General features: G+C 64.2%; 26 protein-coding genes. 7 read left to right on the forward strand and 19 right to left on the reverse strand.

Annotated elements, in window-relative coordinates; translation table 11 throughout:
* From EPO50_RS20760 to EPO50_RS20775, 4 genes are all read right to left on the reverse strand, one after another.
* The gene (locus EPO50_RS20760) at window positions 1–648 is read right to left on the reverse strand and encodes a hemolysin III family protein (RefSeq protein WP_296347035.1); all 648 of its coding nucleotides are present in this window, start codon (window positions 646–648) and stop codon (window positions 1–3) included.
* Window positions 649–656: 8 nt separating this feature from the next.
* Window positions 657–2,702, reverse strand: a complete 2,046-nt coding sequence (gene rpoD / locus EPO50_RS20765; RefSeq protein WP_296347037.1) for an RNA polymerase sigma factor RpoD — start codon at window positions 2,700–2,702, stop codon at window positions 657–659.
* 175 nt (window positions 2,703–2,877) lie between these two features.
* Window positions 2,878–4,761, reverse strand: coding sequence for a DNA primase (dnaG, locus tag EPO50_RS20770; RefSeq protein ID WP_296347039.1), 1,884 nt, complete (start codon window positions 4,759–4,761; stop codon window positions 2,878–2,880).
* 84 nt (window positions 4,762–4,845) lie between these two features.
* Complete coding sequence (locus EPO50_RS20775) at window positions 4,846–5,304, reverse strand: GatB/YqeY domain-containing protein (protein WP_296347040.1); 459 nt, start codon at window positions 5,302–5,304, stop codon at window positions 4,846–4,848.
* Between the two features lie 212 nt (window positions 5,305–5,516).
* On the opposite strand from EPO50_RS20775, the gene carA reads away from it, so the two are divergent.
* The 3 genes from carA (at window position 5,517) to greA (ending at window position 10,520) form a co-directional block, all read left to right on the forward strand.
* Window positions 5,517–6,701 carry a glutamine-hydrolyzing carbamoyl-phosphate synthase small subunit gene (gene carA / locus EPO50_RS20780; RefSeq protein WP_296347042.1) on the forward strand — a complete coding sequence of 395 codons (1,185 nt, stop codon included), beginning with the start codon at window positions 5,517–5,519 and terminating at the stop codon, window positions 6,699–6,701.
* A gap of 7 nt (window positions 6,702–6,708) precedes the next feature.
* Window positions 6,709–9,954, forward strand: a complete 3,246-nt coding sequence (carB, locus tag EPO50_RS20785; protein WP_296347045.1) for a carbamoyl-phosphate synthase large subunit — start codon at window positions 6,709–6,711, stop codon at window positions 9,952–9,954.
* A 92-nt stretch (window positions 9,955–10,046) separates the two neighbouring features.
* Window positions 10,047–10,520 (forward strand): transcription elongation factor GreA, encoded by a 474-nt coding sequence (greA, locus tag EPO50_RS20790; RefSeq protein WP_296347047.1) that lies wholly within the window; start codon window positions 10,047–10,049, stop codon window positions 10,518–10,520.
* Window positions 10,521–10,538: 18 nt separating this feature from the next.
* Here the strand turns inward: greA and EPO50_RS20795 are convergent, their stop codons facing one another.
* From EPO50_RS20795 to EPO50_RS20805, 3 genes are all read right to left on the reverse strand, one after another.
* On the reverse strand, window positions 10,539–11,108 hold the full coding sequence (locus tag EPO50_RS20795; RefSeq protein ID WP_296347049.1) for a septation protein IspZ: 570 nt from the start codon (window positions 11,106–11,108) through the stop codon (window positions 10,539–10,541).
* Window positions 11,109–11,199: 91 nt separating this feature from the next.
* Window positions 11,200–11,586, reverse strand: a complete 387-nt coding sequence (locus EPO50_RS20800; RefSeq protein ID WP_296347051.1) for a nuclear transport factor 2 family protein — start codon at window positions 11,584–11,586, stop codon at window positions 11,200–11,202.
* Window positions 11,587–11,625: 39 nt separating this feature from the next.
* Window positions 11,626–12,102: an Lrp/AsnC family transcriptional regulator gene (locus tag EPO50_RS20805; protein WP_296347052.1), complete on the reverse strand. Its 477-nt coding sequence runs from the start codon at window positions 12,100–12,102 to the stop codon at window positions 11,626–11,628.
* Window positions 12,103–12,278: 176 nt separating this feature from the next.
* Between EPO50_RS20805 and trxB the strand changes: the two genes are divergently transcribed.
* The 3 genes from trxB to EPO50_RS20820 all read left to right on the forward strand — a co-directional run bounded on the left by trxB (window position 12,279) and on the right by EPO50_RS20820 (window position 15,421).
* Entirely contained in the window at window positions 12,279–13,250 is a 972-nt protein-coding gene (gene trxB, locus EPO50_RS20810; RefSeq protein WP_296347054.1) for a thioredoxin-disulfide reductase, read from the forward strand.
* A gap of 30 nt (window positions 13,251–13,280) precedes the next feature.
* Entirely contained in the window at window positions 13,281–14,171 is an 891-nt protein-coding gene (locus EPO50_RS20815) for a LysR family transcriptional regulator (RefSeq protein WP_296347056.1), read from the forward strand.
* A 371-nt stretch (window positions 14,172–14,542) separates the two neighbouring features.
* A complete protein-coding gene (locus tag EPO50_RS20820; RefSeq protein WP_296347058.1) occupies window positions 14,543–15,421 on the forward strand; it encodes a DUF6492 family protein in 879 nt (292 codons plus the stop codon).
* On the opposite strand, the gene EPO50_RS20825 is transcribed toward EPO50_RS20820, so the two are convergent.
* The 11 genes from EPO50_RS20825 to EPO50_RS20875 all read right to left on the reverse strand — a co-directional run bounded on the left by EPO50_RS20825 (window position 15,418) and on the right by EPO50_RS20875 (window position 24,613).
* Complete coding sequence (locus EPO50_RS20825; RefSeq protein ID WP_296347060.1) at window positions 15,418–16,545, reverse strand: CaiB/BaiF CoA-transferase family protein; 1,128 nt, start codon at window positions 16,543–16,545, stop codon at window positions 15,418–15,420. The genes EPO50_RS20820 and EPO50_RS20825 overlap by 4 nt on opposite strands.
* Window positions 16,542–17,708 carry an acyl-CoA dehydrogenase family protein gene (locus tag EPO50_RS20830; RefSeq protein ID WP_296347062.1) on the reverse strand — a complete coding sequence of 389 codons (1,167 nt, stop codon included), beginning with the start codon at window positions 17,706–17,708 and terminating at the stop codon, window positions 16,542–16,544. The genes EPO50_RS20825 and EPO50_RS20830 overlap by 4 nt, the downstream gene beginning before the upstream one ends.
* A 25-nt stretch (window positions 17,709–17,733) precedes the next feature.
* Entirely contained in the window at window positions 17,734–18,075 is a 342-nt protein-coding gene (locus tag EPO50_RS20835; RefSeq protein WP_296347065.1) for a hypothetical protein, read from the reverse strand.
* Between the two features lie 4 nt (window positions 18,076–18,079).
* Window positions 18,080–18,841 (reverse strand): enoyl-CoA hydratase-related protein, encoded by a 762-nt coding sequence (locus tag EPO50_RS20840; protein ID WP_296347066.1) that lies wholly within the window; start codon window positions 18,839–18,841, stop codon window positions 18,080–18,082.
* An 18-nt stretch (window positions 18,842–18,859) separates the two neighbouring features.
* Window positions 18,860–19,831 carry a tripartite tricarboxylate transporter substrate binding protein gene (locus EPO50_RS20845; RefSeq protein ID WP_296347068.1) on the reverse strand — a complete coding sequence of 324 codons (972 nt, stop codon included), beginning with the start codon at window positions 19,829–19,831 and terminating at the stop codon, window positions 18,860–18,862.
* A gap of 93 nt (window positions 19,832–19,924) precedes the next feature.
* Window positions 19,925–20,887, reverse strand: a complete 963-nt coding sequence (gene msrP / locus EPO50_RS20850; protein ID WP_296347070.1) for a protein-methionine-sulfoxide reductase catalytic subunit MsrP — start codon at window positions 20,885–20,887, stop codon at window positions 19,925–19,927.
* Between the two features lie 82 nt (window positions 20,888–20,969).
* Complete coding sequence (locus EPO50_RS20855; RefSeq protein WP_296347072.1) at window positions 20,970–21,482, reverse strand: DUF962 domain-containing protein; 513 nt, start codon at window positions 21,480–21,482, stop codon at window positions 20,970–20,972.
* Window positions 21,483–21,511: 29 nt separating this feature from the next.
* A complete protein-coding gene (locus EPO50_RS20860) occupies window positions 21,512–21,949 on the reverse strand; it encodes a hypothetical protein (RefSeq protein ID WP_296347074.1) in 438 nt (145 codons plus the stop codon).
* 49 nt (window positions 21,950–21,998) lie between these two features.
* Window positions 21,999–22,202: a hypothetical protein gene (locus EPO50_RS20865; RefSeq protein ID WP_296347076.1), complete on the reverse strand. Its 204-nt coding sequence runs from the start codon at window positions 22,200–22,202 to the stop codon at window positions 21,999–22,001.
* 108 nt (window positions 22,203–22,310) lie between these two features.
* Window positions 22,311–22,433, reverse strand: a complete 123-nt coding sequence (locus EPO50_RS20870) for a hypothetical protein (RefSeq protein ID WP_296347077.1) — start codon at window positions 22,431–22,433, stop codon at window positions 22,311–22,313.
* Window positions 22,434–22,540: 107 nt separating this feature from the next.
* Window positions 22,541–24,613: an elongation factor G gene (locus EPO50_RS20875; protein ID WP_296347079.1), complete on the reverse strand. Its 2,073-nt coding sequence runs from the start codon at window positions 24,611–24,613 to the stop codon at window positions 22,541–22,543.
* A gap of 211 nt (window positions 24,614–24,824) precedes the next feature.
* Between EPO50_RS20875 and EPO50_RS20880 the strand changes: the two genes are divergently transcribed.
* Window positions 24,825–25,415 (forward strand): TetR/AcrR family transcriptional regulator, encoded by a 591-nt coding sequence (locus EPO50_RS20880; protein ID WP_296347081.1) that lies wholly within the window; start codon window positions 24,825–24,827, stop codon window positions 25,413–25,415.
* On the opposite strand, the gene EPO50_RS20885 is transcribed toward EPO50_RS20880, so the two are convergent.
* Window positions 25,354–26,307 carry a fatty acid desaturase gene (locus EPO50_RS20885; RefSeq protein ID WP_296347083.1) on the reverse strand — a complete coding sequence of 318 codons (954 nt, stop codon included), beginning with the start codon at window positions 26,305–26,307 and terminating at the stop codon, window positions 25,354–25,356. The genes EPO50_RS20880 and EPO50_RS20885 overlap by 62 nt on opposite strands.
* Window positions 26,308–26,355: the final 48 nt, after the last annotated feature.

The raw sequence follows: 26,355 nt of genomic DNA on the forward strand, positions 1-26,355 counted from the left end.
TCAGGCTTCCACGACAACGCCGACTACGGCCGCGTAGTGGACCGCTGCGGCGGCTAGCACGAAGCCGTGCCAGATCGCGTTGTGGTAGGGCAGGCGATGCCAGAGGTGAAACACGACCCCTGAGGAATAGAGGACGCCGCCGGCCGCCAGCAGGCTGAGAATGACGGGATCGAAGGCCGCCACGAACGGTCCGGCCGCCACGACGCCAATCCAGCCCAGAGCAAGATAAAGCCCGATCGAGACTGTCTCGATGCGGTCTGGCTTCAAGAGCTTGATCGCAATTCCCGCCGCCGCTACGGCCCAGATCACTGCCGTCAGACCGATCGACCAGGCGCCTTTGAGACCGAGCAGGGTGAAGGGCGTATAGGTCCCGGCGATCATGGCGAAGATCGCGGCATGGTCGAAGCGGCGTAGCCAGTCCCGCCAGCGGCTGGTGTGAAACATGTTGTAGGCTGCCGAACAGCCCAGCATCGCGAGCAGGCCGATGGCGTAGATCAGGATCGGCGGCAGGTCATCCAGCCGCCGCATCACGGCGGCGATGACGATTATGGCTATGGCGCCGGTGACGCCGAGCGCGACGCCGACCAAGTGGACAATACGGTCTGCCGCGAGTTCGCGCGCAGCGAACTCACGAAGGCCTCCCGCCACGCCGATCCTCAGCCCTGGTCGAGGAAGGAGCGCAGCATCCGCGAACGGCTGGGATGCTTCAGCTTGCGCAGTGCCTTGGCCTCGATCTGGCGGATACGCTCGCGGGTCACCGAGAATTGCTGGCCGACTTCTTCCAGCGTGTGGTCGGTGTTCATGCCGATGCCGAAGCGCATGCGCAGCACGCGCTCCTCGCGCGGCGTCAGCGTCGCCAGCACCCGCGTCGTGCTCTCACGCAGGTTGCCCTGGATCGCCGCCTCGAGCGGGATCACGGCGTTCTTATCCTCGATGAAGTCGCCGAGATGGGAATCCTCCTCGTCGCCGATTGGCGTCTCGAGGCTGATCGGCTCCTTGGCGATCTTCAGGACCTTGCGCACCTTCTCGAGCGGCATGCCGAGCTTCTCGGCCAGCTCCTCGGGCTGCGGCTCGCGGCCGATCTCGTGCAGCATCTGGCGGCTGGTGCGGACCAGCTTGTTGATCGTCTCGATCATGTGCACCGGGATACGGATGGTGCGTGCCTGGTCGGCGATCGAGCGGGTGATGGCCTGACGAATCCACCAAGTGGCGTAGGTCGAGAACTTGTAGCCGCGGCGGTACTCGAACTTGTCGACCGCCTTCATGAGACCGATGTTGCCTTCCTGGATGAGATCCAGGAACTGCAGGCCGCGGTTGGTGTACTTCTTGGCGATCGAGATCACGAGACGCAGGTTGGCCTCGATCATCTCCTTCTTCGCCCGCATCATCTCGCGCTCGCCGTCCTGGACGGTCTTGCACATGCGGCGGAACTCGAAGATCGGTGCGCCGGCGTGATCCGAGATCTCCCTGATCTCGGCCCGGATCTTCTCGATTTCGGGGCCACGCTTCTTGGCGAAGTCCTTCCAGCCCCGGCCCGACAACTTGCCGACCTTCTCGAGCCAGTTGGGGTCAATCTCGTGAGTGAGATAGTTGTCGAGGAAGTCCTGGCGCGGGATGCGGAAGGTCTCCGCTTGGCGCAGCAGCTTGCCTTCGAGCAGCATCAGCTTGCGGTTGAGGTCGTAGAGCGAAAGCTTGAGCTGCTCGATGCGGTTGGCATTGATATGCACCGTCCGCACCAGCTCGACGATCTTCTTGCGGTGCTTCTCGTAGCTCTTCTCGAATTCCGTGCTCGGCTTCTGGCCGCGGGCGAGAGTCGACAGGCGCCGGTTCTGGACCTTCGACATCTCCATGTAGACTTTATAGATCTTGGTGAGGGTGCGCAGGACCTCGGGCTTGAGCTTCTCCTCGAGCGCCGAGAGCGACAGCGCGTTCTCATCGTCTTCCTCACCGCCTTCGGCCGGAGCGGCAGCCTCGCCGCCACCCTCGCCGTTCGCCGCCGGTGGCGGCGCAGCCGGGCGCACAAGCTTCGGCATTGCCGGACGCGGCATCGGCGCAGCCATGGGAACGCCCGGTACTCCCGGCGCGCCCGCTGCCGGCGGCATGATACCCTTGCCCTCGCCGGGGGCGCCGCCGCCCTGCGTCGCCTCGAGGTCGATCACGTCGCGCAGCAGGATGCGGCCCTCGTTGATCGCGTCGCGCCAGTGCAGCAGCGCCGTGATCGTCATGGGGCTTTCGCAGATGCCGCCGATCATCTTGTCCTGGCCAGCCTCGATGCGCTTGGCGATCTCGATTTCGCCTTCGCGGCTCAGAAGCTCGACGCTTCCCATCTCACGCAGGTACATGCGGACGGGATCGTCGGTGCGGCCGAGCTCTTCATCCTCGCCGGTCGCCTCGGCGGCGACCACGGCGGTCTTCGCGGGCTCGGTCGGCGCGGTGGTGGTGTCTTCCTGCTCTTCGGCTTCGACGACATTGACGCCTGCCTCGGACAGCATCGCCATCGTGTCCTCGATCTGCTCAGAGGACACTTCGTCTGGCGGCAGCGCGGCGTTCAGCTCGTCGTAGGTGATGTAACCTCGCTCCTTGCCTTTCTGAACCAGCTTCTTGAGTTCGGCTCCGAGCGTATCGAGCAGGGGAGCGTCGGGACCCTCTTCGCGGGCGTCAGTGGCTTCAGGCTGGGCTACGGTTGCGGTTTTGGTCGCCATTACTAATCCTTGGATGCGACAAACAGATAGAACGGCCGGTCTGGCCGTGAATTTGGCTGCAAGAAGGGGAGGCGGGGAGGGCGACCCCGCAAAACTACCCTTCTACTATATGGGACTTAAGCGCAAGCAGCGATAGGGGGAAGTCCCTTATTCCGCCGCAAGCCAGCTATCCAGCCTAGCCTGGCCCGTGGTCTGCGCTTTCCCGTCGCATGCGGTCCAATATGGCCTGCAACCGCCGCAAATTCTCCTCACTCAGATCCTCCGCCAGGGCTTCCTCAGCCCGCTTCAGTTCCTCCGGATCGGCCGTGAGCTGGGTCAGGTGGCGGGCAGCTCGGCGCCATTGGTTGACCCAGCCGTCGGCATCGGCCGGATCGTCCCGGAAGACTTCCCGGGCCTTGGCCTGTGCCGTTTCGGCCACGCGCCCCAACCCGGAACGCTTCAAATGATCCTCGATCAGCTGCGCTTCAAGGGGGAGGTCGCCGGCCACAGCTTCATCTGCTGCCGGATCGACGCCCGACGGCACCAGCGACAGGGCATCGAGGAGGCCGCTGCGCAGGCGGGCCAGCTCCGGGCTGGCAATGGGCAGGTGGGCCAAGTCCTCCGCTAGGATGTGCAACATCGCCGGCCGTTCGATCAGGGCGCCCAGGAGTGCGCGCTCCTGGCGGGAACCGTCGAGGTCGCTACCCGAGCGCCGGGCGGCGGAGCCAGCGGCAAAGGGTGGTGGTGGTGGGTCGCCTGGGCGGCGGAAGGGCCGGCGCCCGCCTCCCGGCTGCCAGGCGGGAGCATCCGGCCGGCGCAGGCGGTTCAGCCGGCTGCGCATCTCGTTGCGATAAAAGTCCCGCACGACCGGGTCGGCGATCTCGGCGACCTGCTGCTCGACGGTGCGCTGCAAGCTGGCGCGGCGCTCGGGCGTGTCGATCGGCTTGTTCTCTGTCGCCATGTCCCAGACGACATCGGAGAGCGGCCGCGCCAGATCGAGCACGCGACGCACCGCCTCGGGGCCGCGCGAGCGGATCAGGCTGTCGGGATCCTCGCCGGCCGGGAGCGCGAGAAAGCGCAGGCTCTTGCCAGCGCGCAGCAGCGGCAGTGCCCGCTCGGCGGCGCGGGCGGCGGCGCGACGGCCGGCATTGTCGCCATCGAAGCAGAGGTAGGGCTCGTCGGCCAGTTTCCACAGCTCGCCGAGCTGGCCTTCGGTCAAGGCCGTGCCGAGTGGCGCCACCGAACCCGTAAAGCCCGCGCCGTGCAGGGCGATCACGTCCATATAGCCTTCGGCCACGATGACCGGCTGATCCTTGGTGGCCGCTTCGCGTGCGCGGTCAAGGCAATAGAGGTTGGCGCCCTTGTGGAAGAGCGGAGTCTCCGGCGAATTGAGGTACTTGGGCTCGCCCGTCCCCATGACGCGACCACCGAAGGCGATGGCGCGGCCACGGCGGTCGTTGATGACGAACATCACGCGGCCGCGGAAGCGGTCGTAAGGCTCGCGGTTATCGTCCGGTTGGATGGCAAGACCCGCTTCGACGATCTTTTCGATCGGCACGTTCTCGCGCTTCAGCGCCGCGATCAGCCCGTCGCGCGAGTCCGGCGCAAAGCCCAGCCGGAAGTCGTCGATCGTCTGGTCGCTGAGGCCACGACCGCGCAGATAGTCGAGCCCGTGGCGTCCGACCGGTAGGCGCAGCTGTGTCTGGAACCAGCGTGCCGCCAGCTCGACGACCTGCTGCAGGGTTGCCGCCCGCTCGACCCGCTCGCGCTCAGCCGGTGTGGCGCGCGGCACCGGCATGCCGACCTCACGGGCCAGCTTCTCGACCGACTCAGGGAAGGAAAGACCTTCGGTCTTCATCACGAAGCCCACGGCATCGCCATGCGCGCCGCAGCCGAAGCAGTGGAAGAAGCCCTTCTTGTCGTTGACCGTGAAGGACGGCGTCTTCTCGTTGTGGAACGGGCAGAGGCCAGCATACTCCGACCCCGAGCGGCGCTTCAGCACGACCTTGCGTCCGACGATGTCGGACATGCTGAGGCGCGCGCGCAATTCATCGAGGAAGCCTGGAGGGAAGGCCATCATCTAAGATGGCCCTCGGTCGGCGGCCGCGCCAGAAGGGATAACGGGGATCATTACCGGGGCTGAGAAGCTCCGGTTGTCGTCAGTTCAGCCGCCCAGCGCCTTTTTCACCGCAGCCGATGCCTTGGAGAAATCGATCTGGCCGGCATACTTGGCTTTGAGCTGGCCTACGACCTTGCCCATGTCCTTGATCGACGCGGCGCCGGTTGCCGCGATGGCTTCGCGGATGGCGGCCTCGACAGCGGCTTCGTCCATTTGCTGTGGCAGGAAGCGCTCGATGACAGTGATCTCGGCTTTTTCCTTGTCAGCCAGGTCGGCGCGGTTGCCCTTCTCGTACAGTGCGACCGATTCGTTGCGCTGTTTGATCATGCCCTGCAGCATCGACAGGATCCGGTCGTCGGCGACGCCCTCGCGGTTCGCCTCGGTGCGGGCGGCGATGTCCACTTCCTTGAGCTTGGCCAGGATCAGGCGAATCGTGCCCAGCGCCGCGGTGTCGCGGGCGCGCATGGCATCCTTCATCGCGTCGTTCAGCTTGTCGCGCAGCATTGTTTCGGTTCCATTGGGTCGAAGAGCGGAAACTAATCGCCTGCGACGCTATTGGCAAAGCAAATAAGCTATTGAAAATGCTTGTGAATTAGCAGCAGGCCACACCTTGACCCTCTGCGACCGCTTGGTTACAACCCGCGCGGTTCGCAGACGCCAAGGCCACGGAGGGCCAAGGCGAAGCGCGAGCCCTCACGAACGGGCAAAAATTCATCATGACACCTCCAAAGACCGCAGGCGCGACCGACGCCGTGCCGCGCTGGGCCACGGCCGCGCTGGTGCTGGCTGACGGCACGGTTTTCTGGGGCAAGGGCGTCGGGGCCGCCGGCCATGCGGTCGGCGAAGTCTGCTTCAATACCTCGATGACCGGCTACCAGGAGATCATCACCGATCCGTCTTACGCTGGGCAGATCATCACCTTTACATTTCCGCATATCGGAAATGTCGGCACCAATCTCGAGGATATTGAGACGATCACGCCGGCTGCTCGAGGTGTGGTCATTCGGGGCGACATCACCGAGCCGGCGAACTGGCGCTCGGTCAAGCCGCTCGAGGACTGGCTGAAGAGCCACAATCTGCCCGGTGTGTGCGACGTCGACACCCGCGCCATCACGCGGCGCATCCGGGACGGCGGCCCGCCCAACGGCGTCGTGGTCCACGCCCCCGACGGCAAGTTCGACATTCCGGCGATGCGCAAGATCGCCCAGGATTGGCCCGGACTCGACGGCATGGACCTCGCCATCGAGGTCACCTCGAAGCAGTCCTACAATTGGAACGAGACCAAGTGGGCGCTGGGCAAGGGCTACGGCAAGCTCGACAAGCCCAAGTACCATGTCGTTGCCGTCGACTACGGCGCCAAGCGCAACATCCTGCGTTGCCTGGCCAACACCGGCTGCAAGGTCACGGTGGTGCCGGCGACCGCGACGGCGGAGGACATCCTGCGCCACAAGCCGGACGGTGTTTTCCTGTCCAACGGTCCGGGCGATCCGGCGGCCACGGCCGTCTACGCCTCGCCGGCCATCCAGGCGGTGCTCGACAAGAAGGTGCCGCTGTTCGGCATCTGCCTCGGCCATCAGATCCTGGCGCTGACGCTCGGCGGCAAGACCCGCAAAATGGAGCGCGGCCATCGCGGCGCCAACCAGCCGGTCAAGGACCTGACGACAGGCAAGGTCGAGATCACCTCGCAGAACCACGGCTTCTGCGTGATCCCCGAATCGCTGCCCAAGAACGTCGAGGTGACTCACGTCTCGCTGTTCGACGGCATCAACGAAGGCATTCGCTGCACTGACAAGCCAGCCTTCTCCGTGCAGTACCATCCCGAGGCGTCGCCCGGCCCGACCGACAGTCACTATCTCTTCGACCGCTTCGTCGAGATGATCGACAAGAGCAAGGGCAAGTAGAGACATCATGCCCAAGCGCACAGACATCAAGAGCATCCTGGTCATCGGCGCCGGTCCGATCGTGATCGGACAAGCCTGCGAGTTCGACTATTCGGGCGTGCAGGCCTGCAAGGCGCTGAAGGACGAGGGCTACCGCGTCATCCTGGTGAACTCCAACCCGGCCACGATCATGACCGATCCGGGTCTGGCGGATGCGACCTATATCGAGCCGATCACGCCCGACATGGTGGCGAAGATCATCGAGAAGGAGAAGCCGGACGCCATCCTGCCGACCATGGGCGGCCAGACGGCGCTCAACACCGCAATGTCGCTGCATCGCGATGGCCGGCTGAAGAAGTACAAGGTCGAGCTGATCGGCGCGAATGCCGAGGCCATCGACAAGGCCGAGGACCGGCTACTGTTCCGCGAGGCCATGACCAAGATCGGGCTGACATGCCCGAAGAGCGAGGTCGTGCACAATCGCGAGGAAGCGGTCAACGCGCTCGACCATGTCGGCCTGCCGGCGATCATTCGCCCGTCCTTCACGCTCGGCGGTACCGGCGGCGGCATCGCCTACAACCGCGACGAATATTTCGACATCGTGCAGGGCGGTATCGACGCCTCGCCGGTCGGCGAGGTGCTGGTCGAGGAGTCGGTGCTCGGCTGGAAAGAATACGAGATGGAGGTCGTGCGCGACCGCCGCGACAACTGCATCATCATCTGCTCAATCGAGAACGTCGATCCGATGGGCATCCACACCGGCGACTCGGTCACGGTGGCGCCGGCGCTCACGCTGACCGACAAAGAATACCAGATCATGCGCGACGCCTCGATCGCGTGCCTGCGCGAGATCGGCGTCGATACCGGCGGTTCGAACGTGCAGTTCGCGGTCGACCCGCAGACTGGCCGCATGGTCGTCATCGAGATGAACCCGCGCGTGTCGCGGTCCTCGGCGCTGGCTTCGAAGGCGACCGGATTTCCGATCGCCAAGGTCGCGGCGCGGCTGGCCGTCGGCTACACGCTCGACGAGCTTTTGAACGACATCACCGGCACGACGCCCGCTTCGTTCGAGCCGACGATCGACTATGTCGTCACTAAGATCCCGCGCTTCGCCTTCGAGAAGTTCCCGGGCGCCGAGGCGCTGCTCACCACCTCGATGAAGAGCGTGGGCGAGGCGATGTCGATCGGGCGGACCTTCCAGGAGTCGCTGCAAAAGGCGCTGCGCTCGATGGAAACCGGCCTGACCGGCCTCAACGAGATCCAGATCAAGGGTGCGCCCGACAAGTCCGCCATCGTGGGCGCGCTGGCGACGCCGACGCCCGACCGCGTGCTGGTGATCGCCCAGGCGTTCCGCCATGGCCTCACGGTCGAGGAGATCGCCCAGGCCTCCAAGTTCGAGCCGTGGTTCCTGCGCCAGATCGAACAGCTCGTGAAGGTCGAAGCCGCCGTCCGCAAGAACGGTCTGCCGACCGACGCCAAGGCGTTCTTCGACCTCAAGAAGAAGGGCTTCTCCGACGAGCGGCTGGCCGAGCTGACGGGGCAGAGCGCCGCCGAGGTGGCGAAGAAGCGCCGCGCGCTCGACGTCCGTCCGGTGTTCAAGCGCATCGACACCTGCGCCGCCGAGTTCGAATCGCGCACGCCCTATCTGTACTCCTGCTACGAGGGTGACGGGCTGAGGCCTGCGGAGTGCGAGGCACAGCCGACCGACCGTAAGAAGGTCATCATCCTGGGCGGCGGGCCGAACCGTATCGGCCAGGGTATCGAGTTCGACTATTGCTGCGTGCACGCCGTCTATGCGCTGCGCGATGCCGGGTACGAGACCATCATGGTCAACTGCAACCCGGAAACCGTCTCGACCGACTACGACACGGCCGACCGCCTCTATTTCGAGCCGCTGACGGCCGAGGACGTGATCGAGCTGGTCGAAGTCGAGCGCAGGAACGGCGAGCTGCTGGGCCTGATCGTTCAGTTCGGTGGCCAGACGCCGCTCAAGCTGGCGAAGCCGTTGGAGGCCGCCGGCATCCCGATCCTCGGCACGTCGCCCGACGCGATCGACCTTGCCGAGGATCGCGATCGTTTCCAGAAGCTGATCCACGAACTGAAGTTGCGCCAGCCCGACAACGGCACCGCGACCTCGCAGGAGCAGGCGATCGCTGTCGCCGAACGGATCGGCTATCCGGTGGTCATCCGGCCATCCTATGTGCTGGGCGGCCGTGCCATGCAGATCGTCTACGATCTCGCCGCGTTGCAGCGCTACATGCGCGAAGCCGTGCAGGTGTCGGGCTCCAATCCGGTGCTGATCGACTCCTATCTGCGTGACGCCATCGAGGTCGATGTCGATGCGCTGGCCGACAAGGACCAGAACGTCTTCGTCGCCGGCATCATGGAGCATATCGAGGAGGCCGGGATTCACTCCGGCGATTCGGCCTGCTCGCTGCCGCCTTACTCGCTGCCGTCCAAGATCATGGCCGAAATCGAGCGCCAGACCGAGGCGATGGCCAAGGCGCTTCGCGTCGTCGGCCTGATGAACGTGCAGTACGCTGTCAAAGACGGCGACGTCTACGTGCTCGAGGTCAATCCGCGCGCCAGCCGCACCGTGCCCTTCGTCGCCAAGGCGACCGGCCAGCCTATCGCCAAGTACGCCGCCCGCCTGATGGCCGGCGAGCCGCTGAAGTCGCTCGGCATCAAGAAGGCCAAGGGCAAGCACATCGCGGTGAAGGAAGCGGTGTTCCCCTTCGCGCGTTTCCCCGGCGTCGACGTCGTGCTCGGGCCGGAGATGCGTTCGACCGGTGAGGTGATGGGCCTCGACATGGATTTCGGCCGCGCATTCGCCAAGTCGCAGCTCGGCGCCGGCAGCAAGGTGCCGGTCGAGGGTGTGGTGTTCGTCTCGGTCAAGGACCAGGACAAGCAGGCGATGGTCAAGCCGATGAAGCGGCTGGCCGAGCTTGGCTTTAAGGTGGTGGCGACCGGCGGGACGGCTGAGTTCCTGCGCAAGCACGGCGTCGAAGCCCAGCGCGTGAACAAAGTGCTGGAGGGCCGGCCGCACATCGTCGATCTGATGAAGGACGGCAAGGTGCAGCTCGTGTTCAACACGGTCGACGGCGCGAGTGCCTTGACCGACAGCTTCACCCTGCGGCGCACCGCGCTGATGCACAAGATCGCCTACTACACGACCGTCGCCGGCGCCAAGGCATCGGTCGAAGGCATCGCCGCATTGAAGGAGGGGGCTCTCGACGTGGCACCCCTGCAATCCTACTTCAAGACCACTTTCTAGACCTCTCAACCTCCGGACAACTTGCAGAATGCAGCCCAGTTCGGGTTGCGTTCGGCGTTGACGCCGTACGATTGATCAAGGACGATTTGGCAATGGAAAGGGTTCCGATGACGGCCGAGGGGCTGAAGAGCCTCGAGGACGAACTGAAAGTGCTGAAGAGCGTGGAGCGCCCGGCGATCATCAAGGCGATCGCGGCGGCGCGCGAACACGGCGATCTCTCTGAGAATGCCGAGTATACGTCTGCGCGCGAAAAGCAGGGTTTTATCGAAGGTCGCATTGCCGAGCTCGAGGACATCATTTCGCGTACCGAAGTGATCGACTTCTCCAAGCTGACGGGGAAGGTCGTGAAGTTCGGCGCTACCGTCCGGCTGGCCGACGAAGATACCGACGAGAAGGTGAAGTACCAGATCGTTGGGCCCTACGAGGCCGACCTGACGAAGGGGCGCATCTCCGTCACCTCGCCCATCGGCAAGGCGCTGATCGGCAAGACCGTGGGCGATACGGTCGAGGTTCAGACGCCGCGGGGTGCCAAGTCCTACGAAGTCGTCACAGTTCAGTTCAAGTAGAGCGGACGGAGCCGCCGGTCAGGCCGCGGCGGCCATCGCCGCCCTGGCGCGGCGGATGCCGGTCGACTTCATCACGGCATACTGGATCAGGAACAGGGCGATCTTGCTACCGATCGCCCATGCTGATTTGACGGCGGCCCAGCTCGCGGGTTCGAGGGCGAGCGCCAGAACGATGTTCAGCACGGCCGAGAAGAACATCAGCCCGGCCCAGATATAGCCGAACCGGATGCCGAGATCGGGCACGGTCGCCTGTGCGATCGGCGGCAGGTAGCGGTTCATCCAGCCGCGCTTCAGCATCACTACGCCGACCACGACATAGATGATGGTGGGCTTCAGCATGATGAACAGCGGATCGCTGGTGAAGAAGGTCGCCGTGCCCGAGGCTAGGATGATCACCACGCTCAGCCATTGCAGGGCTTCGACGGGCTCCCGATGGAAGAGGTGCCAGGCGATCTGGGCGAGCCCCAGTGCCATGCCCAGCCCGACCGCGAGGAAGAGGTTGTCGGTCGCGAGGTAGACGCCGAGGAACAACAGCGTCGACGCCATGTCGAGCAACAGGACGCGCGATGCTTGGAAGAGGTTCTTCATACCTGCGGTCTCCGTGTTATCTTAGTGACAACACTGTGTATTTAACGCAGGCTATGCGTACGCGCCGCTCGCCGCAAGGGCCTTGCGGCGGTTAGGCGACCACCTTGATGTAGGTGTCCTTCATGACGATCAGGCCGCGGCGGAAGGTATAGAGGTCGCAGCCCAGCCACTCCTGGCGCTCGCCACTCTTCAGCGTCGCCGTGCGGTGCCATTCGGTGACGGCGCGGTTACCGCAGATGAACTCGCTGGTGTGGAGCCACCTCACGTCGCCCGCGTTGGCGAACAGCGGTTCGAAGTAGCTGCGGATTGCCGCCTTGCCCTTGAAGCTCTGGCCCCAATAGTCGGGGCCCTTGGCGTTGCGGAACTCGCCATCGTCGGCGAAGGAATTGACGATGCCGTCGACGTCGCGGCGGGCGAAGGCGTCGGCGATTTCGTGCAGGCGGTCCAGAGTGACATCGGCTGCCGTGCTACCATCCATGGCCCATCCTCCTGTTGCCTGTCCTGTTTGCCCGTCGGCTCACTCGGTCGAGATCGGCACTCCCGGCACCTGCTTGGCCGTGCGGAAAACCATCATGGTTTTGACGTGGCTGACATTGGGCGCCGAGGTCAGTCGCGTGGTCAGGAATTTCTGATACTCGTCCCATGTCTCGGCCACGATCTTCAGCAGGAAGTCGGCCTCGCCGGCCAGCATGTGGCACTCGCGCACCTCGTCCCAGTGGGCGATCAGTTCTTCGAAGGCCTTGAGGTCGGTCTCGGCCTGGCTGCTCAACCCCACCAAGGCGAACACCGACACGCTATAGCCCAGCGCCTCGGGGCTGAGATCGGCATGGTAGCCCTTGATGATGCCGGCCCGTTCCAGGGCGCGGACGCGACGCAGACAGGGAGGTGCGGAAATTCCCGCGCGCTCCGCCAACTCCACGTTGGTCATGCGGCCGTTGGACTGCAGGTCACTTAAAATGCGCCGGTCGATTCGATCGAGCTTTGCGCGAGCCATCGTTTTCCTCCGTTGGCCGCGGTCTATGCCAGAACCATGCCATGCGCGCAATAAAGTTGCGAGATTTCGCTCGGCTTCTGTGAACAATTGCGCCCAAAAGTGACATCAACCCGTGCATCCCTGGCGAGGTTTGCATATATGTCGAAGATATGCGGTTGGCGGGATGCGGGGCGCACATGGCAGCAACTCATCATAGTAAGGTAATGATCCTGGGTTCCGGGCCGGCGGGCTATACGGCGGCGATTTATGCCGCGCGCGCCAGCCTGAAGCCGATGCTCGTCCAGGGCATTCAGCCCGGCGGTCAGCTCACCATCACGACCGATGTTGAGAACTATCCGGGCTTTGCCGACGTCATCCAGGGTCCCTGGTTGATGGAACAGATGCAGAAGCAGGCTGAGCATGTCGGCACGCAGCTTTTCTTTGACACCATCGTCGAGGTCGACCTGTCGCGCCGGCCGTTCGTGTGCACCGGCGATTCGGGTGATCGCTACGAGGCGGAGGCGCTGGTCATTGCCACCGGTGCGACTGCCAAGTGGCTCGGCCTGCCCAGCGAACAGACCTTCCGCGGCGGCGGCGTCTCGGCGTGCGCGACCTGCGACGGCTTCTTCTTCCGCGGCAAGGAAGTGGTGGTGGTCGGCGGCGGCAATACGGCGGTCGAGGAAGCGCTTTACCTGACGCACCATGCGTCGAAGGTGACCTTGATCCATCGCCGCGACAGCTTCCGTGCCGAGAAGATCCTGCAGGACCGCCTGTTCAAGAATCCCAAGGTGACGGTGCTGTGGGATCACACGGTCGAGGAAATCACCGGCGAGGCGTCGCCAGCGCCGCTGGTCAAGGGCGTGCGTGTGCGCAACGTGAAGACAGGCGCGGAGCGCGAACTTGCCACCGACGGCGTGTTCATCGCCATTGGGCACTCGCCCAACACGGAGCTGTTCAAGGGCAAGCTCGCGATGGACAGCGAAGGTTATCTGATCACCAGGCCCGATTCGACGGCGACTGATGTGGAAGGCGTCTACGCGGCCGGTGACGTGCAGGACAAGATTTTCCGTCAGGCCGTGACAGCCGCCGGTACGGGCTGCATGGCAGCGCTCGAAGCCGAGAAATGGCTGGCAACACAGGAGGCACGGCTCGCGCAGGCCGCCGAATAGGCCGCGCGGAGAGGCAGGGGAGGCATGGAAATGGACTGGGACAAGCTGCGGATCTTCCAGGCCGTGGCAGATGCCGGCAGCTTCACGCATGCCGGCGAGGCATTGAAGCTCAGCCAGTCGGCGATCTCGCGCCAGATCGGCGCGCTCGAGGAGCAGCTCGGCGTCATGCTGTTCCATCGCCATGCCCGTGGTCTGATCCTCACGGAGCAGGGCGAGCTGCTCTACCGCACGGCGCGTGACATGGCTGCCAAGGTCAACACGGCCGAGGCGTTGCTGCGCGCCAATCAGGACAAGCCGGCCGGCCGGCTCAAGATCACCACGACGATCGGCTTCGGCTCGACCTGGCTCACCGCCCAGATGCACGAGTTCATCGCGCTCTATCCCGAGATCGACGTCAGCCTCGTGCTCTCGGACAACGAGCTCGACCTCGGTATGCGCGAGGCCGATGTGGCGATCCGCATGGTCATGCCGCGCCAGCCGGGTCTCGTGCAGCGCCATCTGCTCACCGTGCGAAGCCACGTCTATGCCTCGCACGGGTATGTGCAGAAGTACGGCAAGCCCGCGACCATCGAGGAGCTCGATCAGCACCGCCTGATCATTTTCGGCGAGGATGCGCGTTCGCCGGTGCAGGACGTGAACTGGCTGCTGCGCGAGGGCAATCTCGACCAGACGGGCCGCACCGTCGTGCTGCGGGTGAACAACGTTTACGGCATCTTCCGCGCCGTCGAATCCGGGCTGGGGATCGCCTCGCTGCCGGACTATCTCGCCCGCGAGTCGACCAAGCTCGAAATGCTGCTGCCGGACCTCAATGTCCGTACGACCGATGTGTATTTCACCTACCCGGAGGAGCTGCGGCATTCCAAGCGCATCGCCGTGTTCCGCGATTTCCTTCTGCGAAAGGTCGCAGAGACACGATTTTGAGAGGCGAGATCTGCAGGAATGCAGATCAAGTGAAAGGCATGCGTCTCTCGCATGCCAGTGTCCAATACTTCACCTCTACCAATCTCACTACCGAAGCCTACTTTAGAGGCAGGTCTTCGACACGAAAGGTTTCGGCTGATCGCGTTCGAAACTCGGGATCCTCATGATCCCACGTCTCCCAGACGTGAAGCCTCCCTGTTTGACTCGCCGGGCCTTCGTGCCCGGCGTCTTTTTTGGGTCACGGCACCTGCGATTCAGCCAAGTTTATCGTGGGGCGAAGTGCCGCTGATTGGGGGTGTTTAAGGCAAAAGCCACCAATTGATGTGGCTGCGACCGCTAACCATATGTAGCTTCAGGCACGAAACGAACCAATGTTCTCTGAGATTCGCCAAGGCATCCTTCCTTTGGCCCTGCGCAATATCCAGCGCCGGGGCGATTTGGAGCGTGCCGGCCTTCTCATCGAATCGCTCGCCAAACATTGGCGCGACAGCAAGCCGTTCGAACTGCTGATCATTTCCCCGAAGCGCGACGCCAGCCTCCTGCGCCAGAACCTGCCGCGGTTCCCCAACATCGAAGTGTCGGTCCGGCCCGAAAGCGACTTCTTCCCGGTTTTCAGTCCGTTCTACCTGTTGACCGGCTGGTACCGTCAGCAAGTCCTGAAGCTGCACGTGCCGACCTTGCTGGGCTTCGGCGGCTACCTGACGCTCGATTCCGACGTCTGCTGCGTCGGCGACTTCGATTCCCAGACCTTTCTGGAGCACAATCGCGCACTGTCGCGCTGGGAACCCAAGCGCCATCACGGCTGGTGGCAGCAGGCGTCCAAGGTCATCGGTGTTCCCTACGATCCCAAGTCGCATGGACTGTCGGTGACGCCGAACATCCTGCACGGAGATCTGGCGGCGCAGACGCTGGAGCGCCTTCGTGGCCGCTATCTCGACCCGCTGTCGGCGCTGGTCTGGTGGAAGCTGCGGTCGCCCTTCAACACCGCCTGGACAGAGTACTCGCTCTACACCAGTGCGGCCGAGATCAACGGCACGCTGTTCGACTATCACGCCGAGTGGGACACCTGCTATTCGTCAGACGTTCACCTCTTCTCCGAACGGTCCTGCGTCTGGGGCGCCGACGATTTCGAGCGTCTCGTGCGGCTGCCCAACGGCAACGACCCTGGCGGTAAGTTCATTATCGTCCAGAGCCACGCCCGTATCCCGCTCGATCAGGTGCGGGATTACTGCCTGAGCTTCGCCGGCTAGATTTTCCCGTTGTGCTCGCCGATCTTGGGCGCCTTCTCGGTGCCGCCGGCGCGCTCGCCATCGATGCTGAGCGGCAGGCCGTGGAAGAGGGCATTCGAGCCGGCGTAGGGCTGGGCGAACATGCCGAGAGCGGCGACCTGCGCCAGCTCCATCACCTGCGGCACCGAATTCAACGGCCCATTGGGGACTCCCAGGGCGTCGAGCTTGGCCGACCAGTGGGCGCGGCTTTCCGTCTTCATGATGTCGGCGATCAGGCCGAGCAGCAGCTCACGTCGCTCCGAGCGCTGCACATTGGTCTTGAATCGCTCTTCGTCCGGCCATTCGGGATGGCCCAGCGCCTCGGCGAACTTGCGCCACAGCCGGTCGTTGCCGGGACAGATCATCAGCGGCCCGTCGCTGCACTCGAACGCCTGGTAGGGTGTCAGTGAGGGATGGCCGGTTCCCTGACGAGGCGGCATCCGGCCGGTCACCGACCAACCGGCGACATGGTTCGAGGCCCACATCAGGCCGCTCTCGAACAGCGAGGTGTTGACCAGGCTGCCCTGGCCGGTCGCGGTGCGCTTGGCCAGCGCCGCCAGCACACCGATCGCCGTCCACATGCCGGTCGAGAGGTCGATGATCGACACGCCAATGCGCGCCTCGGGTCCGGTCGGATCGCCGTTCAAGGAGATGAGACCCGCGACCGCCTGGATGATCGGCTCGTAGCCGGGCCGCTCTTTCCATGGACCGGCGTGACCGAACGCGCCGAGATCGGCGTAGATCAGACGTGGAAAGCGCTTGGTGAGGGTGGCCCCGTCGAAGCCGAACTTGGCCGGCACGTCGGCCCGTAGATTGTGCACGAAGACATCGGCCGAGCCGATGCGTTCGATCAACGCCTCGCGCTGCTTGGGATCGGCGAGATCGCAGGTGATCGACTTCTTGCCGCGATTGAGCGCGATGAAACCCGTCGCGTCTCCCTCGATGAACGGAGGGCCCCATTTGCGCGCATCGTCGCCTTCGGGCCGTTCGACCTTGATCACCTCGGCGCCGAGGAAGGCCAGGATCTGGCCGCAGTAGGGACCGGCGAGGTTCTGGCCGAATTCGACGACCGTGATGCCAGCCAGCGGGCCTTGAGGTGTGCTCATCGCAGATTGCTTCCCAGGATTTCGCGCGCGATCACCATGCGTTGCACTTCGCTCGGCCCCTCGCCGACGCGACGGATGCGCATTTCACGATACCAGCGTTCGAGTGGCAGATCTTTGGTCATGCCCATGCCGCCATGGATCTGCATCGCGCGGTCGACGACGCGACCGCCGCCTTCCGACGCGGTCAGCTTGGCGATGGCGGCTTCCGTGCGGAACGGCACGCCCTGCCGCGCCTTCTCGGCGGCTTCGAGCGTGAAGTGACGGGCCGTTCGGATGTCGATCTCGTTGTCGACCAGCATCCACTGCACGGCCTGGCGATTGGCGAGCTTCTCGCCGAAGGTCGTGCGCATCTTCGCCCATTCGATGGCCATCTCGTGGGCGGCGATGGCGACGCCAATGCAGCCCGCGGCGTAGGGGATGCGCTGGCGGGTCAGCCGGTCGTTGGCGACGGCGAAACCCTTGTTGACCTCGCCCAGCACCTGATGATCGGAGACCCAGCAATCCTTGAATTCGAGCTCGGTGGCGTAGTGCGAGGAGCGCAGCGTGTGCACCACCCTTCGCACATGGAAGCCCGGCGTGTCGGAATCGACAATGAAGCAGGTAATGCCGGCGCGGCCCTTCGAGGCGTCGGTGCGGGCAAAGACGATGCCGTACTGCGCCCGATCGGCGTTGGAGATGAAGATCTTGGCGCCGTTCAGCACCCAGCCATTGTCCTTGCGCTCGGCCTTGGTCTGGATGGCGCGCGCCGGATCGCTGCCGCCCGATGGCTCGGTCAGGCCAAAGAAGGCTTTCTTCTCGCCACGCAAGGTCGGGTAGAGGTAACGCTCCTTCTGGTCGTCGTTGGCTTCGAAGATCTGGGCGAGGCCGGCGCCGCCGAACGTGCCGTAGCAAGGCACGTAGAGACCGGCACGATGCTGCGCCATCTCGATGGCGAGCAGCGTGCGCGTCACGATATCGATATCTGGCCCGCCGAACTCCTTGGGAATGTCGATACCGAACAGGCCCATCGCCTTGGTCTTCTCGACCAGCCTCGCGTGATCTTCCGGCGCCAGCTCCGATGCATCCGGGTCGAGCTTGGCTTCGAGCGGGATGATCTCTTCCCGCACATAGCGCCTGACCTGGTCGATCAGCATCTGCTGTTCGGAGTTCGGTTCGAAATCCATCTACTGGCCTCTTTGGGTGGCCTCTTCAGGCAGGACTGAGCCGTCCGAGATTGGGCGGCGGGTTCTTGGCGTTGTCGGGCGGCAGGGTGCCGTGGTCGGCCTTGTGGACCATCAGCAGTTCGAACCAGCGCGAGCGGTATTGCATGTTCACTTCGACGCGGAACTGGCAGCCGGCGCCGCGCTCGGTCAGCTCGCGCTGCAACTCGCTGCGCAGGCCGAAGGGTGAGCGCGCACCGGCCTGACCAATATAGAGGATCTCACCCTTGGCATCGGCGATCTGGTAGATGCCGAGCTGGCCGGGCAGGCGGGCGATCTCCTCGGCGACGAGTGGCCGCCAGGGCTTGTCGAGGCGAAGCCGGATCGACACGGGCTTAGCGGCCCTGGAACTTCGCGGTGCGCTTCTCGAGCCGCGCCTTCATGCCTTCCTGCGCGTCCTGGCTCTTCATCGCCGCCTGCACCAGCGCATCGACGTCGTCGTGCTTGATGCCGTCGCGGAATTCGAGCTGCTTCACCGTCAACGCCTTCATGGCTTTCAGCGACAGCGGTGCATTGGCGGCCAGGCGGTCGATCACCTTCTTGGCCTCCGCTTCGAGCTCGGCGGCCGGGACGCAACGCGCGATCAGGCCCAGCGCGTGCAGCTTGGTCGAGGGCAGGGGATCGCCCAGCAGCAGCATCTCGCGGGTCGTGACCGGGCCCAGCACTTCCATCAGCTTCTTGGCCAGGAACCAGTTGGGCGCGAGGCCGACCTGCGCCAGCGACATGCCGAAGCGCGCCTTCTGGCTCGCCACGACGAGGTCGCAGTGGAGCGCAAGCTCGTTGCCGCCGGCGATGGCGTCGCCCTGCACCACGGCCACGACGGGCAGCGGGCAAAGCTCGATGGCCCGCAGCATGACTTCGATGCCGCTGGCGCTGCCCGAGCCGATCGTCTCGCGGCGCTCGGCCATGTCGAGGCCGGCGCAGAACACATCGCCCTTGCCGCGAATCATGACGACGCGATCCTCAGGCGCCACCGGTGCACGGAATGCATCGATCATGGCCTGCAGCAGCTCGCTATCGAGGGCATTGCGCTTCTCTGGCCGGTTCATCCAGATGGTTTTGACCGGGCCGTTCTTCTCGATGATGACCTTGCTCATGACGCTCACTCCGGCCCGTTACTCTGGTTCGATGCCTGCCGCCTTGATCTCCTTGGTCCACCAAGCCGTCTCGCTCTTCACGTAGTCGGCGAACTGGTCGAGCGCGAGCGGCGCTATTTCCATGCGGCCCTGGGTCATGGCCTTGGCCGTGGCAGGGTCCTTCAGCGCCTCGCCGATGGCATCGGCCAGAGCCTTCTGTACATCCTTGGGGGTGGCCGCCGGCGCGAAGACGGCCAGCCAATAGACCAGCGAATAGCCCGGCACTGTCTCGGCGATCGCCGGCAGGTTGGGCGTGACCGAGGTACGCTTGGGGCCGGTGGTGGCCAAGCCGCGCACGCGGCCGGCTTCGATCTGCGTCAGCGCCTGCGGCAGGTCGGGGAACATGACCTGCACCTGGCCCGCTGCAACATCGCCCAGCGCCTGCGGGCTCGCCTTGTAGGGCACGCGCTCGATCTTCACGCCGGCCAGCTTGTTGAACATCTCGCCGGAAAGGCGCTGCGAGGCGCTGGCCTCGGCGTAGTTGAGCTTGCCGGGGTTCTTCTTGGCATAGTCGATCAGCTCGGCGACGGTCTTCACAGGCAGGTCGTTGTTCACGACCAGCGCGTTGACGCCCATCACGCAGCGTATGATCGGCGCGAAGTCCTTCTCGATGTCGTAGCTGAGCTTCTTGAACAGCGCGCCGTTGGCGGCGTTCGTGGTGTTGGTGCCCATCAACAGCGTGTAGCCGTCGGCCGGGGCGGTCGCGACGGCGGCGGCGCCGAGCTGGCCGCTGGCCCCGGGCTTGTTGTCGATCACGATCGGCTGCTTGAGGATGTCCTGCAGCTTGGCACCGAGCCCGCGCGCCGTGAGGTCGGTGGCGCTGCCGGCCGCGAAGGGCACCACGATCTTGATCGGCTTGTTGGGAAACGCCTGGGCGAAAGCCACTTTGGAAAGTGGCGCGGTCGCCAGTGCGGCTGCACCGGCGAGGGTCGTACGACGATTGATTTTCACGTTTCCTCCACCAGCCCTGACGGGTCGATCTCCGTTTTACCGGCCCGACACGCCCAGGCAAAGGTGAGGGTAACCCTCACCCCGGGGAGGTGGCTACATGAAGAGCTTTTCCGCCTTGCGGTCGGTGTAGAGGCCGGCCACGAACTCGGCGTAGCCGTTGTAGAGCAGGGTCGGGATGCGCTCGTTGCTGCCGAGCGGCTTCTCGGTGGCCTGGCTCCAGCGCGGATGCGGGACCTGCGGGTTCACGTTCGCCCAGAAGCCATACTCGCTGGACTGCAGCTTCTCCCAGAACGAAACGGGCTTCTTGTCGGTAAAGTCGACGCTGACGATCGACTTCACGTTCTTGAAGCCATACTTCCACGGCGCCACGAGGCGCAGCGGCGCGCCATTCTGCTTGTGGATCGGCTTGCCGTAGAGCCCCGTCGCGATGAAGGCGAGATCGTTCATCGCCTCGTCCATCGCCAGCCCTTCAGTGTAAGGCCAAGGATAAAGAAGATCGCGTTGCTCGGGCATTACCGACGGCTTGCTGAGCGTCTTCATGACAATGAACTTGGCACTGCCGAGCGGCTTGCAGACGTCGACCAGCGAGCGCACTGGGAAGCCGCTCCACGGCACGATCATCGACCAGGTCTCGACGCAGCGATGGCGATAGACGCGCTCCTCGAGCTGCACTTTGGCCAGAAGATCGTCGATGCCGATCTCGAACGGCTTCTCGACCATGCCACCGACCTTGATCGTCCAGGGCCTGACCTCGAGCTTCTGGGCGTCGCGCCAGATGCTCTTGTCGGTGCCGAACTCGTAGAAATTATTGTAGGTGGTGGCTTGCTTCTCGGCCGTCATCGGCGTCGGCACGCCGTACTTGTCGTTGCGCTTCGCGGGATAAAGGCCAGCCGACGGATCGGCTGCCTTGCCCTGGGCGAAAGCGGCGCCCGGCAACGCCAGTGCTGCCGCGCCGAGTCCCATGGCGCGCACCAGTTCGCGGCGCTGCAGATAGCGACCTTCGGGTGTCACCGCGGCTTCCGGCAGTTCCCAGCCTTGCTTGCGCTTGATCAACATTCGACTCACTCCTGCATCGCCTGGTCTCGTATCGGCCCTGCTGTCATGGCCGCGAGACACAGAAGCCGCAAATCAACCCTGCTCACCGCGCCGTGACGTTACCTTCTCCCATGGCCTCTGCGAGATCACTGCGCTGGCCCAACACCACCAACGTTTCGGCAACCAGGAACATCGGCCCGATGAAGCCCTGGAAGATATTGTCGATCAGTGCCGGCCGCTTGCCTTCATAGTGATGACCGAGGAACTGCAGTATCCAACCGCCAACGAACAGAACGGCGAAGGCTGCCCACACGGCTGACGTCGAACCCAATGCGCCGGCGAGTGCTTCGGCAGCGTACCAGGCTGGCGCCATGATGATGCCCATAAGGACGCCGACACCGAGATCGAGCGCCATCCAGCCCAGCACCGCTAGAATCGCGATGGCGAGCGACAGTGTCCATACGCGGCCACCCAACTCAAAGCGCCACAGCGACAGGATCAGCAGCAGCGAGAAGACGATGAGAGGAATGCCGACGAAGTGCGTTGCCTTGTTGCGCCAGTCGCGATGGACCGAGGCATAGGCGCGGAGCTGGCGGCGGAAGAGGTCATTGGCCATCGAGAGCCTCCGATCTTGCCCTCCGGAGTCTACGGCTTCGAGTTGGTCACATCCAGCAGGGTCGGCCACATGATGTCGCGCCAGGCATTGTTGCCGACCGCGGTCATGGTGATCTGCCCGCCCTGGATCAGGAAGAAACGCGGCGTCTCGGCGCCCTGTTCCACGCCGACCTGGCTCATCAGGAAGGCGTCGAGCACCCAGCGCAGGTCCGACGGCCAGTTCGCGGGTTTCATCAGCAGGGCGGGGGTTCGGGTGAAGACGACCCGGTAGTCCACTTTCTGGAAAACGGGGGCCTGCTTGAAGAGGGGTTCCCATTGCGTGCGCCAGACCTTGCAGGCTTCCGACGTCTCGTCGCCGGCGAAGATCAGGATCGGCTTGCCGGCCGCCTGCGCCGACGCAACACGCGCAAACGACGGTAGGGCCGCGAGCATCACACCGCCCGCGACCAGCTTGCGTCTCTTCAGCATCAACAGAATCTCCCCGAGAACAACTCCCCGGGGAGATTATACAACCAAATCAGGCCTTGGTGCCCGTCACTTCCTGCAGGGCGGGCCACATCTTGTCCTTCCAGCCGGCATTGCCGGTCACGGTCAGGAGGATCTTGCCGTCCTTGTAGAGAATGAAGCGCGGCGTGGCGTTTGGCCGGCTCTTGCCTTCGTCGCTTGCCAGGAACACCTCCCGGACAGGGCGCGCCGCGGCAGGCCAGCTTGCCTCGACCATGACCAGGTCGGCATTGGCCGGGTGAACGACTTGATAGTCGAGTTTCTTGAAGGCGTCGGACTTGAGGAGTTCAGGCTCGGACTGGGCACGCCAGATCTTGCAGCCACCTCAGAGTTCGTGGCCGACGAACACCAGCGTCGGACGCCCAGCCTGGGCATTCGCGACGCGGGCCAGTGACGACGCGGTAGCCATCGCCAGGCCACCCGCCATCAGAGACCGTCTGTTGAACATTGCAAACTTCTCCCGTTGTCTCGTGAACAGGAGGACTATGGTGAGCCACGGACAGACAGTGAAGCCACCAGGAGGTGGCTTCACCGGCTTGTGACGGCGCCAGCGCGTCACGCCGCGCGCTTCTTGGTCTCCTCGACAATGCGTTCAGCGGCACGCCCGACCAACTCCTGAAGATGGTCGAATTCCGTGCGGAAACTGCCGATGCCCTGCGTGACCGAACGGATCTCCACGATCATGTCGGCGATTTCTGCCTCGGGCATCAGCGCCGAAACCTCGTCCCAGCCGGTCCAGCCCGACCGTGTATCGTAGCCGAGAAGCTGGCCGCGCCGTCCGGAGATCAGCCGCTGCAGCCGCGGTGTCGATTCACTCGGCCCAACCACCGTGACTTTCAGGATTGGCTCCAGCAATACCGGTTTGCACTTGGGCATGGCCTCGCTCATGGCGATGCGCGCGGCCATCTTGAACGACATTTCGGAGCTGTCGACGGAGTGATACTGGCCGTCGAACAGCGTCACCTCGAGATCGACGACCGGCTGGCCGAGCGGTCCTTCCTTCAGATAATCGATCAGCCCGTCCTCGACGGCCGGGATGAAGTTGCGCGGCACGACGCCACCCACGATCTTGTCAACGAAGCGGAAGCCCGAGCCGCGCGGCAGCGGCTTGATCTCGACCTTGATGTCGGCGAACTGGCCGTGACCACCAGTCTGGCGCTTGTAGCGGGCATGTTGCTGCGCGCCAGCCTGGATGGTTTCGCGATAGGCGACGCGCGGTGTCGTCGTTTCGACCGCGACATTGTAGCGGCCCGCGAGCTTGTCGACCGCGACCTTGAGATGCATCTCGCCCTGGCCCTTGATCAGCAGCTCGTGCGTCTCGCCGCGTGCTTCAAAGGAGAGCGAGGGATCCTCCTCGACGATTTTATGTAGCGCGCCCGAGAGCTTGACCTCGTCGTTGCGGTTCTTGGCGGCGAGCGACAAGGTGAAAACCGGCGGATCGGCGACCGGGAAGTCAGCCGATGCAGCGATGCCGCTCGCGGACAATGTCTGTCCGGCCGAGATCGCCTCGACCTTGGCCAGCGCTACGATCTCGCCGGCCTTCGCTTCTGTCGTCTTGTCGAGGCGCTGTCCGAAGGGCCGCAGCAGGGTGCCGATCCGCTGGCCGCCCAGCGACTGGCCTTCGGTGAGCGTGCCCGACCAGACGCGGCAGAGCGAGAGCTTGCCAGCATGGCTCTGGTGCAGGACCTTGAAACACTCCGCCATTGCGACCCCATTCGACGGCAAAGCCCGGCGCTTAGCCGTCACATCGACGAAAGGGGTGTCGTGACGTAATGCTTTCAACAGTCGGCGCACACCATTCTCGCGATCGCCGGCGCCCAGTAGGACGGGCGAGATCTGGTCGGAGCCGAATTCGTCGTGCAGGTCGCGGTAGATCAGCGATTTCTCGGGCGCCACGTCCTCGATGAGCTGTTCGAGCAGCGTGTCGTCGAATTCCGACAGCGTTTCCAACATTTCGCGGCGTGCCTCGCTTTCGCGCGGCAGGATTTCAGCTGGCATCTCGATCAGGTCCGAGGCGCCGCTCGACTTGTAGCGATAGGCGCGTTCGCTCACGAGATCGACATAGCCCACGGTTTCTTCGCCGCCATCGGCGGTCGATCGCCGAATCGGCACCTGGCGCAGCACAAGCTTGCGCGTCGAGATGGCCTGCAGCGCGGCCAGCATGTCGCGCACGCGGACGTCGGCCGAATCGATCTTGTTGATGAAGATGATGTGCGGAAGGTGACGGTCTTCGATGTATTTCAGCAATGGCGTCAGGGCCACGACCCGCTCGGGTGAAGGCTCGCAGACGAGGACGACAGCGTCGCACACGGCGAGGGCCGTGAAGGCATCGTGCTGGAACTCGATCGAGCCCGGCACGTCGAGGAAAGTCCACTGATCGCCGAGATAGTCGACCGAGGCCATGTTGATCTCGGTGCCCATGCCGCGCTTGCGGGCTTCGGGTGAGCCGTCGCCGATGGAAGTGCCCGCACGTGTCGAACCGCGCCGGCCGATGGCTCCCGTGGCGAAGAGGATGCTCTCGAGCAGGCTGGTCTTGCCCGAGAGATACGGCCCGCACAGCGCCACCACGCGGTGCGCGCCGCTACCTGGTCTGCCCCCGGTGATGGTCTCGGTCTTGAGTTCGGCCATGACAATGTCCTCCTTCTTCGCGAATGCAATACGCGTAGAAGCCCCGGAGGCGTCTCCAGGAAGGACGGGCTAACCCGCGGCGCCTCGTTCGGAGCGAAGCCCTGTGTCGACGAAATCGTTTCACCGGGGGCAGGCCGAGTCAATTGGCCGGCTGCGACTTGTGGATGAGATTTCGCTGGGAGGCAGTCGATACGCCTTATATCGACGGGCGATGATCGAGAGGCGCGAAGAAAAACCCAGCCGCCGTGGCCGGCCGCGTTCGACGGCGGCGGAGATTGCCATTCTCGACGCGGCCTACGGGCTCATCGTTTCGAAAGGCCTGGCGGCGGCGACCATGGATGCGATCGCCCGCGCGTCCAAGGTTTCCAAAATGACGGTCTACAAATGGTGGCCGTCGCGCGAAGCCCTGCTGATCGATGCCTTTCTCCGGCATGCGTCGTTGATGCTGCCGCTCACGGACGAGGGCGATCCGGTCGCGACATTGCAGCGGCACGCGGCGGCCTACGCCGAAGCGCTGAAGAGCGAGTTCGGCAAGGTACAGCTTGCCGTCATCTCCGAATGCATCGCCAAGACAGGCTCTGCACAGCTCTTCACGGAACGCTATCTCGACATCCGGCGAAAGACCGCGACGTCGATCATCGAGCGCGGCCAGAAGGATGGCTCGATCACAGCGGGCGTTGCGGCGGGCGACCTCTACGACCGCATCTACGGCACGCTCTTCTATCGCTTCCTGTTCGAGTTCAGGCCGCTGTCCGGCGACTATGCGCGGAAGCTGGTGGCCTCTCTCCTGACGCCTCGGTGAGGCAGCGCCAGGCCGCGGGAACGACCCGGCGGTAGCCCTGGCCCTGATGGACGATCCGCGCAGCGACCAACCGGTTCAACTCGGGGAGGGCGTGGAAGGGGACTGACGGAAACGCATGGTGCTCGGCGTGATAGGGCATGTTCCAGGCGAACCAGCGCACGATGCCGTTCGTATAGGTCGTCCGCGTGTTTTCGAGCGCGCTCGACGAATGGCCACAGCCGGTATGTTCGGAATAGAGATAGGGCCTGAGGAAGAACTGGCCGATCAGTACAGGACCGACCCAAACCCAAAGCAGCAGCGGCGAGGCCAGGGCGACCGATCCTGTCGCCAGCGCCAGGTAGAACGCGGTGTAGGCCCGAGCTTCCCACACGATCAGCCCGCGCTTGTCCTCCGGTACCCAGGGCGCTGCGACTTTGCCGGTGATCGCATGGTGCAGCATCAGCAGCAGTCGGTTGCCGAGTTGCGGCAGGCCGGTGAAGGACAGGAGCCGTCGCGGCAGCGAATCGGTCCGCGAGCTGACAATGAGTTCGGGGTCCTTCTCGAGGTCCTGCGTGTGGCGGTGATGATCCCAGTGGAAGAGGCGGTAGTACTCGTAGGGCAGACCGATCAACACGCCGCAGAGCTGACCGACCGCGGAGTTGAGGACGCGTGTCCTGAACGCCGTCTTGTGCGCGGTTTCGTGCAACGGCGTGAAGAGGAAGGCGATGCAGAAGCCCTGCACGGCCATGAGCGGCAGGGCCGCCAGCACGCCATAGGCCGCGGCCAGCATCGAGATGAGCACCGCCAGCGCCACGATCAGGCCAAGCTGGCTCACGATGCGCATCACCGCCGGCGCATTGTTCTGTACCGAAAGCGCCCGGATGGCGGCGGGACCTGCCGACGGACCAGCCATGCTGGCATCCTCCGTTTAACTGTACTGATAGTACAGTAAATAGAGGGG

Source organism: Reyranella sp. (genome assembly GCF_004297405.1).
Lineage (GTDB): Bacteria > Pseudomonadota > Alphaproteobacteria > Reyranellales > Reyranellaceae > Reyranella.

Coding starts and splice junctions, on each gene's coding strand:
- rpoD (WP_296347037.1), bottom strand. CDS start 2,702: ATGGCGACCAAAACCGCAACCGTAGCCCAGCCTGAAGCCACTGACGCC.
- dnaG (WP_296347039.1), bottom strand. CDS start 4,761: ATGATGGCCTTCCCTCCAGGCTTCCTCGATGAATTGCGCGCGCGCCTC.
- EPO50_RS20775 (WP_296347040.1), bottom strand. CDS start 5,304: ATGCTGCGCGACAAGCTGAACGACGCGATGAAGGATGCCATGCGCGCC.
- carA (WP_296347042.1), top strand. CDS start 5,517: ATGACACCTCCAAAGACCGCAGGCGCGACCGACGCCGTGCCGCGCTGG.
- carB (WP_296347045.1), top strand. CDS start 6,709: ATGCCCAAGCGCACAGACATCAAGAGCATCCTGGTCATCGGCGCCGGT.
- greA (WP_296347047.1), top strand. CDS start 10,047: ATGGAAAGGGTTCCGATGACGGCCGAGGGGCTGAAGAGCCTCGAGGAC.
- EPO50_RS20795 (WP_296347049.1), bottom strand. CDS start 11,108: ATGAAGAACCTCTTCCAAGCATCGCGCGTCCTGTTGCTCGACATGGCG.
- EPO50_RS20800 (WP_296347051.1), bottom strand. CDS start 11,586: ATGGATGGTAGCACGGCAGCCGATGTCACTCTGGACCGCCTGCACGAA.
- EPO50_RS20805 (WP_296347052.1), bottom strand. CDS start 12,102: ATGGCTCGCGCAAAGCTCGATCGAATCGACCGGCGCATTTTAAGTGAC.
- trxB (WP_296347054.1), top strand. CDS start 12,279: ATGGCAGCAACTCATCATAGTAAGGTAATGATCCTGGGTTCCGGGCCG.
- EPO50_RS20815 (WP_296347056.1), top strand. CDS start 13,281: ATGGACTGGGACAAGCTGCGGATCTTCCAGGCCGTGGCAGATGCCGGC.
- EPO50_RS20820 (WP_296347058.1), top strand. CDS start 14,543: ATGTTCTCTGAGATTCGCCAAGGCATCCTTCCTTTGGCCCTGCGCAAT.
- EPO50_RS20825 (WP_296347060.1), bottom strand. CDS start 16,545: ATGAGCACACCTCAAGGCCCGCTGGCTGGCATCACGGTCGTCGAATTC.
- EPO50_RS20830 (WP_296347062.1), bottom strand. CDS start 17,708: ATGGATTTCGAACCGAACTCCGAACAGCAGATGCTGATCGACCAGGTC.
- EPO50_RS20840 (WP_296347066.1), bottom strand. CDS start 18,841: ATGAGCAAGGTCATCATCGAGAAGAACGGCCCGGTCAAAACCATCTGG.
- msrP (WP_296347070.1), bottom strand. CDS start 20,887: ATGTTGATCAAGCGCAAGCAAGGCTGGGAACTGCCGGAAGCCGCGGTG.
- EPO50_RS20855 (WP_296347072.1), bottom strand. CDS start 21,482: ATGGCCAATGACCTCTTCCGCCGCCAGCTCCGCGCCTATGCCTCGGTC.
- EPO50_RS20860 (WP_296347074.1), bottom strand. CDS start 21,949: ATGCTGAAGAGACGCAAGCTGGTCGCGGGCGGTGTGATGCTCGCGGCC.
- EPO50_RS20865 (WP_296347076.1), bottom strand. CDS start 22,202: ATGGTCGAGGCAAGCTGGCCTGCCGCGGCGCGCCCTGTCCGGGAGGTG.
- EPO50_RS20870 (WP_296347077.1), bottom strand. CDS start 22,433: ATGTTCAACAGACGGTCTCTGATGGCGGGTGGCCTGGCGATGGCTACC.
- EPO50_RS20875 (WP_296347079.1), bottom strand. CDS start 24,613: ATGGCCGAACTCAAGACCGAGACCATCACCGGGGGCAGACCAGGTAGC.
- EPO50_RS20880 (WP_296347081.1), top strand. CDS start 24,825: ATGATCGAGAGGCGCGAAGAAAAACCCAGCCGCCGTGGCCGGCCGCGT.
- EPO50_RS20885 (WP_296347083.1), bottom strand. CDS start 26,307: ATGGCTGGTCCGTCGGCAGGTCCCGCCGCCATCCGGGCGCTTTCGGTA.